The organism is Bifidobacterium sp. LH_417, from assembly GCF_056357035.1.
Map to the genome: position 1 here is coordinate 1 of NZ_JBKEVI010000007.1, position 13,840 is coordinate 13,840.

Genomic DNA, 13,840 nt, shown 5'->3' on the forward strand with positions numbered 1-13,840 from the left:
GCGCTTTTTGGGTGTGTTTTTCTTGGTCGTTAAACATCCTACCCAAAAAGCGCTCTTCACTTACCCCCACAACGGCTCAACAACGAACTGCCACCCACGAAAACAGCAATAGAGCCAGATATCGGCATATGTCGTCCCGCCGTGGCGCGACCACCCTCCGGCGCTACGCGCCACCTCCCGCCAGCGGGAGGGAGATACGAATCACAACCGCACGGACCGGTGCCACACCACCTCCGGCCGCGACCACCCTCCGGCGCAATGCGCCACCTCCCGCCAGCGGGAGGAAGAAACGAAGGAACACCCCCTACCGCGTGGACTCGCGCGCCACCACCTCGGCCTCGCAGGTGAGCAGCTCCGGCTTCACGCTGTCCCCGTGGATGCGCTTGAGAATCCGGTCGACGGCGGTGGGCGCCGTCCATTCGAGACGCGACGACATGGTGGTGAGCGGAATCTGCAGGTACGGCGCCTCCTCGATGTCGTCGAATCCGATCACCTGCACCTGTTCCGGCACGGTCAGACCATTGGTGCGCAGCGCGGTCATCGCGCCGATGGCCAGTTGGTCGTTCAACGCGACGATGCCGTCGAACGGCACACCGGAGTCGATGAGTCGCTGCGTGACGCGCGCACCCGCGCCGATTGTCCAATCCATGTCCGTATCGCCGACGAGGCGCGCATCCAATGCGATGCCGCGGCGCCGACTCTCCTCGAGAATGCCGCGCAGACGCAACTGCGCGTTGCCCTCCTCCGCAGCGAGCAGCGCCGTCTCGTCGTACGAGCCGCGCGCACCCACCACGGCGAGACGCGTGGAACCGTGGTCGTACAGGTATCCGGCGGCGCGCGCGGCGGCGTCCACATCGTCGGGCGTCACATGGTCGGCCTTGCCCCACGTGGTGCGCGCACCCACCACGACGAGCGGGAAATCGACTTCGAGATCCTCGGGACGGATATCCTCCACCTCGCTCATGGAGAGGATCATACCGTCGGACACGGTGGCGTTGAAGTTCTGCAGCAGGTCGCGTGCGCCTTTCGCGGAGCCTTCCGCATACGTGGTGACGTACACCGAATAGTCGCGCTGCCTGGCCGCGTCGATGACGCGGTTGGCGAGTTCGGCCAGATACGGCGGGGTGAGCGACGGTACGGCGAGCGTGATGAAACCGGTATGGTCGCGGTTGAGGTTGCGCGCGGCCACGTTGACGCGGTAGCCGAGATCCTTGATGACGGTCTCGACACGTTCGCGCGTGGCCTCGCTCATGCGCCCACTACCGTTGATCACGTTCGACGCGGTTTTGAGCGAGACACCGGCCTCCTTCGCCACATCGCGCAAGGTGACGCGTCTTCTCGCGGATTTCGTCTCGCTCATAACCTCCGCCTTCCCGACCTCAGGCCTGTCGTATCGTCGCCATTGTACCCGTTCGACCCCGCGTCAACGCTCGACGGTCCTCGTGACGAGGATGGCGTTGCGCCGCAGAGCGTAGGACGCGGCCTCGCCGTCGGCGCCCGACGGAGCAAGCTCCGTGCGGTGCATGACGATCGGCTCGCCGGCGACGTCGTCCAGTTCGACCGTGTCGCGCGTGCGGTTCAGGTAGAAGTCGAACCGCATCGCACCATCCGCGCTTGCGCGCACGGTGTGGATGACGCGCGGATCGGCGTCGGCGTCGAATCCGATCGCGGGCGCCAGTGCGGCGACACCCTGACGGTCGAGGTCGCAGCCCACGTAGACCGCCTCGCCGTCGCCGTACGGATGACGGACGACGGCGGGCGTGCCGTCAAGCTCCCAGTCCGCGGCCGCGTCGCCCGCATACGCGGCGACGACGGTCGCATCCGGCGCGACGGCGGTCACGTCGGTCTGCCACAGGCGCGTGACGAGGCCGTTCGACAATCCGATCACGTCGGGCTCCCCTTCCGCCTCTTCGCCGAGGATGTTGAATTCCTCGCCGCGCACGCCGAGCACGTCGCGTAGCAGACCGTCGCCGGCACCCGGGTACCCGCCGAGACCGACATGGAAGCGTTCGTCGATGATGCCGGTCGCATAACCGACGACGACGCGGCCTCCGGACGCCGTGAAGTCGGCGATGCGACGCACGTCCCCATCGGAGAGGATGAGCACGCTCGGCAGCACGATGGTCGCGTAGCCGCTCCAGTCGTAGGCGAGCGGCGTCACGTCGGCGCGGACACCCGCGTCGAGCAGTCCCCGGTACCAGTCGCGCACGTCATGCCAGTGATCGAGCTTCATGCTTGGCAGCGTCTCGGAACGCGTGGCCCATTCGCTTTCCGCACTGAACAGAATCGCCGTGCCGGAGCGCTTCAGCTCCGTCCCCTGCAATCCGGCGTCGGAGAGGGCGGCAAGCGTCTCGCCGAGTTCGCACACGCCGCGGAACACCTTCGTGTCCTCGCCGGCATGCGGCACCATCGCGGAGTGGAACGCCTCGGCGCCGGAACGCGACTGCCGCCACTGGAAGAAGTTGATGGCGTCGGCGCCCATCGCCACGTGGGCGAGGGAGTCGCGCAGCAGTTCGCCGCCGCGCTTGCGCGTGTTGAGCGGCTTCCACTGGACGGCGGACGTGCCGTGCTCCATCACATACCAGGGCTTGCCGAGGGCGAGCGAATCCATGAGCGCGTCGGAGCAGACGAGCTCGTCGAGATGCGACTCCCCCTCGTGGAAGTAGTGGTCGTTGGAGACGAAGTCGACTTCGCCGGCCCACCGCGCGTAGTCCATGCAGCACTGGTCGGTGGAGACCATGAAGTTCGTGGTGAACGGCTTGCCGGGGCAGATCGCCTCGATCGCGTCACGCTCCGCCTTGTAGAAGTCGAGGAGCATGTCGTTGCCGAACCGCTCGTAGTCGAGCTGCTGGGGCGGGTTGACCATGCTGTCGCCGCCCATGTGGCGCGGCAGCAGCACCTCGTCGAACGAGTTGACGTGCTGGGACCAGAATGCGGTGCCCCACGCCTCGTTCAACGCGTCGACCGTGCCGTACCGACGCTCGCACCATGCGCGGAACGCGGCGAGCGCGTCGTCGGAGTAGTCGTAGCGGTTGTTCCAGCCGTACTCGTTGCCCATATGCCATGCGGTGACATACGGGTTGTCCTTGTAGTGTTCGGCGAGTTCGCGGCACAGGGCGAGCGCGTACTCCTTGAACACGGGGCTGGTGGGCCGCCACGACTGGCGGCTGCCGGCGTTGACGACGTGCCCGTACCGGTCGCGCGGCAACACTTCCGGATGACGCTCGTACAGCCAGATCGGCGCGGTGGCCGTCGCGGAGGCGAGGTCGACGGCGATGCCGGCTGCCCCGAGCCGTTCGATGACGGAGTCGAGCCAGTCGAACGTGTATTCGCCTTCGCGTGGTTCGATGCGGTCCCAGCTGAAGATGGCGAGGGCGACGGTGTTGACGTGCGCCTTCCGCATGAGACGGATGTCCTCGGCGATGGTCTCGTCCGGCCACTGGTCGGGGTTGTAGTCGCCGCCGAAGGCGATGCCCCGGCCGCCCTCGGTGAGAAGGGCCGGCCACTTGAACGTTCTTCTGGTTGTCATGATGCGAGGTCCTTTGTCGATTACGTCATCGGATCGGGCCGATGCGATCGGTCACTCCTTGACGGCGCCGGCGGCGAGGCCGGACTGCCAGTACTTCTGCAGGCACAGGAAGGAGATGACCAACGGGATGATCGTGATCAGCGAACCGGTGATGACGAGGTTCTGGATCGCCTGGCCGCCAGCCGTGCTCGCCTGGTCCTTCCACTGGTTGAGGCCGATGGTCAGCGGGTACCACTGGGAGTCCTTCAACATGATGAGCGGCAGGAAGTAGTTGTTCCACGTCGCGACGATGGCGAACAGGGCGGTGGTGACGATGCCGGGGGCGAGCAGCGGGAGGCTGATCTGGAAGAAGGTGCGGAACTCGCCGGCGCCGTCCACGCGGGCGGCTTCGAGCAGTTCGTCCGGCACGGCCTGGTCGGAGAAGATCCACATGAGGTACAGGCCGAACGTGGAGACGAGCGACGGGATGATCATCGACCACGGGGTGTTCGTGAGATTCAGCTTGGCGAACAGGAGGAACTGCGGCACCGCGAGGGCGATGCCCGGCACGGAGATCGCGCCGATGATGATCGCGAAGCACAGCTTGCGGCCGGGGAAGCGGAACTTGGCCAGCGCGTAGCCGCCCATGATGGCGAGCAGGGTCGCGCCGCCCGCGCCGACGACCACGTAGAGGATGGTGTTCACGAACCAACGTCCGAAGATGCCGTCCTGGTAGGTGAACACCGTGACGATGTTGTCCCACAGGGCGAACGTGTGGCCGAAGCCGAGACCGAACGTCGAGGTGAAGTCGGCCTGCGTCTTCGTGGCGTTGATCATCAGGTAGACGAACGGGAACAGGCAGTACACGGCGAAGATCGCGCACACCACGGTCAGGCCGATCGAGCGGGTGGGGTTCGCCGGGTTGGAGAATCCGGTCTTGGCGGCGCGCTTGCGCTCGGCGGCCTCGTCCTTGGCGATGCGCTTCTGGCGGGCCTTCTCGGCGGCCTTCGCGGCCTTCTCCTGCGCCTTCAATTCGGCGGGGGTCAGCGTCCTGATGGCGCCGGTTGCGGTTGCGTTGCTCACTTCATCTGCTCCTTCATGCTCTTGAGCTGGACGATGTACGCGATAGCCATGGTGATGATGGCCATGACGATGGCGAGGGCCGCCGCGTAGTTGGACTGGTTGCCGCTGAAGCTCAGGTTGTAGGCGTACATGTTCGGCGTGTAGTACGTCGTGATCGCGTTGCCCGGCACCATGTTCTGCAGGATGCTCGGCTCGTTGAACAGCTGGAACGAGCCGATGATCGAGAAGATCACCGTGATCGCGAGGCTGCCCTTGAGCTCGGGCAGCTTGATCTTCTTGACGATCTGCCATTCGGACGCGCCGTCAATGCTCGCGGCCTCGTACAACGAATGCGGGATGGTGGAGAGCGAGCTGTAGAAGATCAGCATGTTGTAGCCGGCGTACTCCCAGGTGTTGATGTTCGCGATGGAGGCGAGCAGCACGTCGGGCTTGAGCACGTCGAGGTTCGTGCCGAAGAAGTCGTTGAACGAGCCGACGAGGCCGTACTTCGCGCCGTACACGAAGCCCCAGATCATCGTGGAGACGACGGCCGGGACGGCGTAGGGCAGGAACGTGGAGATGCGGAAGAACTTCGTGCCGTGCAGCTTCATCGAGTCGAGCGCGAGCGCCATCGCCGCGGCGAGGAACAGCATGACCGGCACCTGGAAGATGGTGAAGATGGTGACGCGGCCGACGGAGGACCAGAACTGCCCGTCGGCGAGCAGTCGCGTGTAGTTCTCGAAGCCGACGAACTTGGTGCCGCCGATCATCTGGTTCTTGAAGAACGAGATGTAGATCGCGTACACGATCGGGATGATGAAGACGAAGACGAAGACGACGGCGAACGGCCACATGAACTTCCATCCTCGCCAATCGGCCTTGTGCTTGTTGATGCGGGCCTGCGCCGTGTGGCGTGCGGCCATGTCGGGCAGGAGGCCCGTCGCTTGTTCGGACATGATGTCGTACCTTCCGAAAGGGGGAAACTCTGGAGTGCGTCGCGCGGGGAACATCACGCCGCGCGGGAACGTCGATGGGCATGGCAAGGGCGGGGATGCCGGGAGCATCCCCGCCCCATGCCGCGTGTGATATCCGCGGCGGCCGAGGAAGGAGGACCGGAGGCGGAAGGAGGATATCGCCTCCGGTCTGATGCCGCCGCGAAGAGGTTATGCCGGGCGGGCGTCCGTCACTTGACGGTGACGGTGTAGCCCTGATCCTCGCCCTGCTTGGCGAGCTTGTCGCCGTAGTTCTTCAGGGCCTGCTCGAGGGTGATCTCCTTAGTGTAGGCCTTGGAGACCTCGTCGCCGTAGGCGGACTGGGCGAACGGGTTGTACGGCAGGTACTGGAACTTCTCGGTCGGGCGCTGCGCGGCCTCGGCGAGGACCTTGTTCACGTTCTGACCACCGAAGTAGTCGTTGGTCTTCTTGTTGGCATCGGTGGTCGGATCGGTGAAGGAGTCGGAGGTGAGGATCTTCTTGAGGGACGGGAAGGTGCCGGTGTCGGCCATCTTCTGCGCGCCGTCGCCGTGGGTGATGTACTCGACGAACTTGTAGGCGGCGGCCTGGTTCTTGGAGAGCTTCACCACGGACAGGGCGGAGCCGCCGTCCTCGGCGGACACCTCGGCGCCCTCCTCCCACTGCGGGAGCTGGGCGACGCGCCAGTTGCCGGCCTGGTCGGGAGCGCCGGTCATCAGGTTGATCGGCATCCACGCGCCGATGGTGAGCGAGGCGAGCGTACCATCGTTGAGCTCGCGGTTCCAGTCGTCGGACCAGTTCGGGGTCTTGGTGTCGACGAGGTCCTCGTCGATGAGCTTCTGGACGAACTTGATGTACTTCTGCATGCCCGCGTCCTTGGTCATGTCGATGGTGATCTTCTCGCCATCGACCTTCCACGGCTTGGCGCCGGCCTGCCAGATCTGCGCGGTGAACGGCTGGTAGTCGCCGGAGGTGCCGGCGAGGTTGGTGATGTAGGAGCCGGTGGCGCGCACCTTCTTGGCGGCCTGGTAGTAGTCGTCCCACGTCTTGATGGATTCGCCGTCGACACCGGCCTTGTCGAACACGGCCTTGTTGTAGAAGAACATCTCCGGGCCGGAGTCGATGGGCAGCGCGTACGGCTTGTTGTTGTACTGGAGCTTGTTCCACGGACCGGCGGCGAAGTCGGATTCGAGCTTGTCGGCGCCGAACTGGCTCAGGTCGACGAGGCCGTCGGTCACGGCGAACTGGGTGACGGTCGGGTCCTCGAGCATGACGACGTCCGGGGCGCCGTTGCCGGCGGCGATGGCGTTGGAGAGCGCGGTCGAGGTCTTCTCGGCGGTGCCGGTGTTGTTGAACTTGACCGTGATGCCGGGGTTCGCCTTCTCGAAGCCGGCGATGATGTCCTTCATCGAGTTGCCGGAGTCCCAGCCCCAGAACACGAGTTCGGCGTTGTCGGCGTCGCCCTGGCCGGAGTCGGAGCCGCCTCCGCAGGCGGCGAGTCCGACGAGCGTGGCCATTGCCGCGGCCGCCGCGATGACCTTCTTGACGTTGCGCATGGTATTCTCCTTAGCTTCCCATCGCGAAGACCGTTCTCCGCGATGCTCCTCCGGGTGCCTCACTGTGGTACACCCGTGTACCAACAATCCTTATGATACACCTGTGTACCAGTCCGTCAACCCAGCGTGTCGCACGAGGAGACGGGCGAATCCACGGCATCCAAGCGCACCCCCGAAACCTCCTTCCGAAACCGCGCCCCACCCCTGCGGCCGGACTAATCCAACATCCGGTCGTGGAACATACCATGGCGAAAACGCCGCACGCGGTTACACTTGATGCGTAAATCCCCCATCGATGCATTGAGAGGAAGGCGCATGGCGGGTCTGTTTCACGCTGCCTCGCAACAGCGGAACCCCTTGGGAACGGCGGTACGACCGCAGGGATCGGGACGATACACCTTCGGTCTGGCGTTGAGCGCCGGCCTCGCCGGACTGCTGTACGGATACGACACCGTCTCCATCTCCGGGGCCATCGAGTTCCTGCACGCCCGCTACCGGCTGGACACCATCATGGAGGGACTCGTCATCTCCTCGATCATGCTGGGCGCGGTCATCGGAGCCGCATGGGCGGGCTTCCTCTCCGACCGGTTCGGGCGCCGCCGCGTCCTCATCGCCGGCGGATGCTTCTTCTGCGTGTCCGCCGTGTGGAGCGCGTTCACCTTCGGCCCCTACGATCTGATCGCCGCGCGCGTGGTCGGCGGCTTCGGCATCGGCCTGACCGCCGCCCTGGCCGTCACGTACATCACCGAATCCGCGCCGACGAACATCCGCGGCACGCTCACCTTCTCCTATCAGATGTTCGCCGTATGCGGCATCTTCCTGACGAACGTCATCAACTACATCATCGCCTCCTACGGCACGCCCGCATGGGATCTGACGACCGGCTGGCGTTGGATGCTCGGTCTCGGCGCGATTCCCGCCCTCGCCTTCCTGGTCGCCATGTGGCGCGCGCCCGAAAGCCCGCGATTCCTCATCCAGCACGACCGCAGCGACGACGGCTTCCGCGTGCTCGAACACATTCTCGGCACCGAGGACGCGCGCATCCGCACCGACGACATCCAGGCGTCCGTCCGGTTGGAACAGGAGATGTCGAACGAGTTCACCGACCTGTTCCGCCCCGGTCTCGGCAAGGCCCTGCTCATCGGCATCTTCCTCGCCGTGTTCAACCAGGCCGTCGGCATCAACGCGATCTCCTACTATGGCCCCGTCATGTTCTCCCGGCTCGGCTTCGGCGGCGACACCGAATTCCTCACCTCCGCCTGCGTGGGCGGATTCGAGCTCGTGTTCACCGTGATCGGCATGTACCTGATCGACACGGTCGGCCGCAAACGGCTCATGGCCGTGGGCACCGGTCTCATGGCCATCTTCGCGATGTGCATCGCCGCCTCCTACGTCGTCGGCATGCCGCTGCTCACGCTCGTCTTCATCATGCTGTTCGCCGCCGCGTTCGCCTTCTCGATGGGACCGATCCCGTGGGTCGTCATCCCCGAACTGTTCCCCACGTTCCTGCGCGGCCGCGCGACCGGCCTGTGCATCATGTGCCTGCTGGCGGTGAACTGGGCGATCGCGCAGTTCACGCCGATGATGGTCGACGGTCTCGGCGGCGGCGTCACGTTCCTCGTCTTCGGTCTCATCGACATCGTCTGTATGTTCGGCATCGTCACGCTCGTGCCGGAGACGATGGGCCGCACGTTGGAGGAGATCGAGCACCTCTGGCAGCCGAAGACGCCGCTCGCCGCCGCGAAGTACGCGTTGAGCTCGGCGGACGCGAACATCCGCCACGCGGAGGCGACCATCGTAAGGGCCGAGAACGACCGTCTGCAGGCGATGGGCATCATGGAGGCGGCGGAACGCGCGCGCGTCGCCGCCCAGAAGCAGATCTTCGACATCCAGGCGAAGGAGCGGGCGAAGGCGGAACGCCTGTCCGCCGAACGCGCCGTCGAGGAGGCGCGGAAGGCCGCGCATACACTCATGTCCGTGCCGCTGCCGCCGAACACGTCCGGCACCTCCGGCACGGCCGGTGCCACCCGTCCCACCGCCGACGACTTCACCAGACGCGCGACGCACGACTTCACCGACGCGGATGACACGCTCATGTCCGCACCCGTCGCGATGGGACCGTCGAACACGCATCCCGAGGCGATCGCCGCCACGGAACGCGCGCACCGTATCGCCGCCGATCTCATGGCGGGCACGGTCACCGCCGACGAACTGCATAGCAGCGACGTACACCGCATCACCGTCGAATCCAATCCGATGAGCGACGCGGAAGCCGCCGCAGACACCGCCACGGCAGCTTCGGCAGCCGCGGCCGTCACCGAACCGGCGGCCCTTCCGGAACGCGATCTCGACGCGGACGCCGCGGCCGCCGTGAACACCATCGACCTGCTCGCCCCCGCCGTCAGAAACCATGACATGGCGAACATGAGGTCCGACGACGCCACGATCCCGCGGATCGCGGATCTGGATGCGACCAGACGTATGGAACCGCGTCGTCTCGCCCCCACGGCGAGCCTGCCCGATCCGGCCGTCTCCGCGCGCGAGCGCGCGCAGGCGATGGCTCTCGCGCGCGCCGAGGACGCACGCGAGGCGAAGGCCATCGATGACGCACTCGACACGCTGGACTCGTTCATCAAGGGATAGGCGGGAATCCTGCCATATACGAGAGAGCCCCGTCTCGTTGACGGGGCTCTCTCGTATCCGCTGCGGCCGCGGTCAGAACGTCACGACACGGTCGGCGATGCGCATCGCCGACTCGCGGTGCGAGACGAGCACGACGGCACGCCCCTCGGACGTGTCGCGGATCGACCGGAGAATCACCGCCTCGTTGAGCGCGTCCAACCGGCTCGTCGGCTCATCGAACAGCACGAGGGCCGCGTCGCGCAGGAACACGCGCGCCAAGCCGATGCGCTGGCGTTCGCCCTCCGAAAGCCGATCGCCGAGCTCGCCCACCGGGGTGTCGAGGCCCTTGGGCAGGGATTCGACGAGCTCCAGCGCGGATGCCTTGCGCAGCGCCTCGTGCAGACGGGCGTCAAGTTCCGCACCTCCGGCGAAGGAGCCGTCGGAGGAGTCGTTCCCGGACTGCGGCATCTGCGGCATCTGCGGCATCTGCGGCGTCTGTGGCATCTGCGGCAATGCGAGCAGCAGATTGTCGCGGATCGTCCCGTCGAACAGATGCGTCTCCTGCCCCATCAGCGCCTGCACGCGCCGACGATGATGCGCATCCACGTCAGGCAGCGGCGTGCCGGACATGGTCACGTCGCCCGACTGCGGATCCCAGTACCGCATGAGCAGCTTGACGGTCGTGGACTTGCCGCGCCCGGACGGCCCCTGCACGCCGAGGATGCCGGTTGCGGGAACATCGAGGGAACAGTCGGCGAGAACCGGTTCGGGTCGCCCCGGGTAGGCGAAGGTGACGCGGTCGAGACGCATGCCTTCATAGGCGGGCGTGGAGACGCCGGTTTCGGTGACGGCCGGCCGTTCGTCCGCGAGCGCGAACAGACGGCGTGCGGAGGCGAACGTCTGCGTGAGGTTCGCGGGCAGGGCGCTCAACGCCATCGTCGGGCCGAACGAACTGGCGATCAGCGTGAACGCGACGACCAGCGCCGGCCCATGCAAAGGCGTGCCGGCGGCGAGCGCGATGGCGATCACGGCGGCTGCCGTGGTGAGTGCGAGCACGAGCACGCCGCCGATGCCGGCGAATCGTCCGTTGACGCGGCTCAGCCGCGCGTGCTGCTCCCACAGTCGCTTCGTGTGTTCCGTGATCACGGCGACGCGCTCCTCGCCGCGTCCGAAGCGGATGATCTCCCCCAGTCCGCGCATGTCGTCGAGCATGACGTCGTCGAGCGACGACGCCTGCCTGCGGATCGTGGGACCGAGGTCGCGCACGCCGGTGGCGAAGAAGCGCGGCACGACGACGCCGATCACGAGGTGTGCGGCGATGAGCGCGAGTGCCATCCACGGGTCGAGCGTGAGCAGCAGCGCCGCGTAGACGATGGTGGTGGATACGGCGATCGCGATCGGGCTGATGGTGTGGGCGAAGAAGATCTCCAGCAGTTCCACGTCGGTGGTGACCAAGGCGATGAGGTCGCCTTTGCCGTGGCCGGCGAGCTTGGCGGGCGCGAGACGGCGCAGCGCGGCGAACGCCTTGGAGCGGAACAGGGCGAGCAGCCGGAAGGCGACGTCGTGGTTGAGGTACTGTTCGACGTAGCGCATGAGGCCGCGCAGCAGCGCGCATACGACCATGGCGACGGCGGCGGGGATTACGCTCATGCCCCACACGGGGTGTCCGGCGAGCGCGAACGCGCCGATCATGGCGAATACGGGCAGGAGCGTGGCGGCGAGATGGCCGATGGTGCCGGCGAGCGAGGCGGCCGCCATGTATTTCGCGAGCGGCCGCGCCTCCCCCAGCAGACGGCTGATGGTACGCGCGGTGGACATGGGTCGGGAGACGGATGCCGCGGTCGGCACAGGTGCGTCGGTCCCGGATACGTTGGACTCAGGAGTGCCGGGCACGGATGCGGGCATCGCGGCCCGGGGCGCGTCTGTCACCGGTTCGGCCACGTGGGACGCCTCTCGCGTTGTCGTGGAATTATCGTCGTTGGACTTCTCCTGCCCCGATGCCGGGCCGATCCGTTCGATGTCGGTCTGGGTGCGGACAAGCGTGGCGTAGCGGCCGTCCGCGGCCATGAGCTCGTCATGCGTACCGATTTCGGGCGTCGTACCGTGGTCGAAGACGACGATGCGATCCGCATGTTCGGCATTGGCCATGCGGTGGGTGATCATGATGACCGTCCTGCCGGCCGTATGCGCGAGCTCGCGGATCGTGTCGAGGATCAACGCCTCGCTTTCCACGTCGACGCTGCTGGTCGCCTCGTCGAACACGTAGACGCGCGCATCATGCAGCAGCGCGCGGGCGATGGCGATGCGCTGGCGCTGCCCGCCGGACAGGTTGGCGGCATCCTGGTCGATCGTCATGTCGAGTCCGTCTGGCTGTGCGCGCACGAAGTCGGCGATACGGGCGCGTTCCAGAGCCTCCCACATCATCGCATCATCGTCCGTCGTGCCGCTGCCGGTCATATCATCGTCGTCGCGTCGCGGCAACGCCATTGTGAGATTGTCGCGCAACGTACCGGCGAACAGGTGGCTGCGCGCGCCGATCAGCGCGACGGCGCGCGACAGCGCCTCGCCGCTGAGCGACGCGACCTGCGCACCGGCGAGACGCAGCGAGCCGGAGTATCCGGCGAGCGTGCCGGCGAGCAGCGCGGCCGCCGTCGACTTGCCGGAGCCGGAGACGCCGACGATCGCCGTCAGCTCGCCGGGCTCCGCGGTGAAGGACACGTCGGCGAGTGCGGGCGCTGCGGCAGCCGCATCACCGGCGACACCAGCGACACCGGAACCGCTGGATTCGACGGTATCGTCACCGGAATCATCGTGACCATCGGCGTACGTGTAGGTGACGTGGTCGAACGTGACCGTCGATCCGACACCGTCCCCATCCCTGTCGGGCAGGTCGGCGTCGCCGCGCACGGGTTCGGGTGCGTCGAGCAGCGCGAAGATGCGTTTCGTGGAGGTCATGCCGTTCATCGCGACATGGAAGAACGAACCAAGCTGGCGCAGCGGGATGAAGAAGTCCGCGGACAGCAGGACGATGAGCAGCAGCGAGGCGAGCGACAGCGACGTGCCCGCGAACGGGAGCAGGTAGGACAGCAGGTAGATGGGATAGGCGATCGGCCCTCCCACGCCCGATGCCCATGCCGCGAGGCCGCCGGTTCCGCTCATGGTCGTGCCGGAGTTGGCATACCGCCACAGGGCGACGCCGATGCCGGCCGCGGTGCCGCCGTAGGCGACCGCGTCCATCGCGGTGAGGGAACGCAATTGGATCTGCAGGACGCGCATCGTCATCACGCGGAAGTTCTCGGCCTTCACGTCGAGGTCGCGGGCGGCGCGGTCGTCGGCGTCGAACGCCTTGAGCGTCTCCAATCCCTGCAGGTCGTCGAGGAACGCGGCTCCCATGTCCGTGTAGCGGCCCCAGTATTTCTTGAACGTGCGGGCGGCGCTCATCGCGACCATACCGACCACGACGATGATGAGCGGCGCGCACACGAGGAACGTGACGGCGGTGGGCAGGTCCATCGGCGCGACCACGCAGAACAGGGTGAGCGGGGCGAGCACCGCGTAGAACAGCTGCGGCAGGAACAGTTCGAAGAACGATTGGATCTGTTCGATGCCCTCGCCGGCGGACTGCACGACGTCGGCGGTCTTCACGCGCGACGAATACGACGGGCCGAGCGCGAGCATCTTGCGGTACAGCCGTTCACGCAACGCGAGTTTGACGCGTTCGGACGCCTCGGTGCCCAGGCGCGCGGCGGCGCTCGTGGTCAGATACCGCACGATCGCGGCGACGACGATCACGCAGCCGTAGAACATCGCGTCGCCTGGCATCGGCGTGACGTCGACGTCGGGAGTCGACAGCGCGTCGGCGGGACATGTGGCGGGCGGCATGACGTCACAGGCGATCAGCCCCGGCGATGCCGCGTTCAGCAGATCCGCAAACAGGGCGACGACCGCGATCACGAACGCGATGTTGGCGAGCAGTCCCAGCCACATGCACGCGACCTTGCCGGCGACCAGCCGTGTGATGCCGGGCGCGAGCCGGAACAATCGTTTGTCGAACATGAATCCCCTTTCCTTGATCCTCAGCCACCGTAACGGAAAACGGGAGGGAATGGAAGAGTCTGCGA

General features: G+C 66.3%; 7 protein-coding genes. 1 reads left to right on the forward strand and 6 read right to left on the reverse strand.

Features of this window, described 5'->3' with window-relative positions:
- Positions 1–304: 304 nt before the first annotated feature.
- The 5 genes from AC1AYR_RS05750 to AC1AYR_RS05770 all read right to left on the reverse strand — a co-directional run bounded on the left by AC1AYR_RS05750 (position 305) and on the right by AC1AYR_RS05770 (position 7,097).
- Positions 305–1,360, reverse strand: a complete 1,056-nt coding sequence (locus tag AC1AYR_RS05750; protein WP_476511889.1) for a LacI family DNA-binding transcriptional regulator — start codon at positions 1,358–1,360, stop codon at positions 305–307.
- Positions 1,361–1,423: 63 nt separating this feature from the next.
- Complete coding sequence (locus AC1AYR_RS05755; RefSeq protein ID WP_476511890.1) at positions 1,424–3,529, reverse strand: beta-galactosidase; 2,106 nt, start codon at positions 3,527–3,529, stop codon at positions 1,424–1,426.
- A gap of 51 nt (positions 3,530–3,580) precedes the next feature.
- On the reverse strand, positions 3,581–4,591 hold the full coding sequence (locus AC1AYR_RS05760; RefSeq protein ID WP_476511891.1) for a carbohydrate ABC transporter permease: 1,011 nt from the start codon (positions 4,589–4,591) through the stop codon (positions 3,581–3,583).
- Positions 4,588–5,526 (reverse strand): carbohydrate ABC transporter permease, encoded by a 939-nt coding sequence (locus tag AC1AYR_RS05765; protein ID WP_476511892.1) that lies wholly within the window; start codon positions 5,524–5,526, stop codon positions 4,588–4,590. The genes AC1AYR_RS05760 and AC1AYR_RS05765 overlap by 4 nt, the downstream gene beginning before the upstream one ends.
- 227 nt (positions 5,527–5,753) lie before the next feature.
- Positions 5,754–7,097 carry an ABC transporter substrate-binding protein gene (locus tag AC1AYR_RS05770; RefSeq protein ID WP_476511893.1) on the reverse strand — a complete coding sequence of 448 codons (1,344 nt, stop codon included), beginning with the start codon at positions 7,095–7,097 and terminating at the stop codon, positions 5,754–5,756.
- Positions 7,098–7,412: 315 nt separating this feature from the next.
- On the opposite strand from AC1AYR_RS05770, the gene AC1AYR_RS05775 reads away from it, so the two are divergent.
- Positions 7,413–9,740 (forward strand): sugar porter family MFS transporter, encoded by a 2,328-nt coding sequence (locus AC1AYR_RS05775; protein WP_476511894.1) that lies wholly within the window; start codon positions 7,413–7,415, stop codon positions 9,738–9,740.
- Between the two features lie 72 nt (positions 9,741–9,812).
- Here the strand turns inward: AC1AYR_RS05775 and AC1AYR_RS05780 are convergent, their stop codons facing one another.
- Positions 9,813–13,775 carry a thiol reductant ABC exporter subunit CydD/CydC gene (locus AC1AYR_RS05780; RefSeq protein WP_476511895.1) on the reverse strand — a complete coding sequence of 1,321 codons (3,963 nt, stop codon included), beginning with the start codon at positions 13,773–13,775 and terminating at the stop codon, positions 9,813–9,815.
- Between the last annotated feature and the right edge of the window lie 65 nt (positions 13,776–13,840).

Coding starts and splice junctions, on each gene's coding strand:
- AC1AYR_RS05750 (WP_476511889.1), bottom strand. CDS start 1,360: ATGAGCGAGACGAAATCCGCGAGAAGACGCGTCACCTTGCGCGATGTG.
- AC1AYR_RS05755 (WP_476511890.1), bottom strand. CDS start 3,529: ATGACAACCAGAAGAACGTTCAAGTGGCCGGCCCTTCTCACCGAGGGC.
- AC1AYR_RS05765 (WP_476511892.1), bottom strand. CDS start 5,526: ATGTCCGAACAAGCGACGGGCCTCCTGCCCGACATGGCCGCACGCCAC.
- AC1AYR_RS05770 (WP_476511893.1), bottom strand. CDS start 7,097: ATGCGCAACGTCAAGAAGGTCATCGCGGCGGCCGCGGCAATGGCCACG.
- AC1AYR_RS05775 (WP_476511894.1), top strand. CDS start 7,413: ATGGCGGGTCTGTTTCACGCTGCCTCGCAACAGCGGAACCCCTTGGGA.
- AC1AYR_RS05780 (WP_476511895.1), bottom strand. CDS start 13,775: ATGTTCGACAAACGATTGTTCCGGCTCGCGCCCGGCATCACACGGCTG.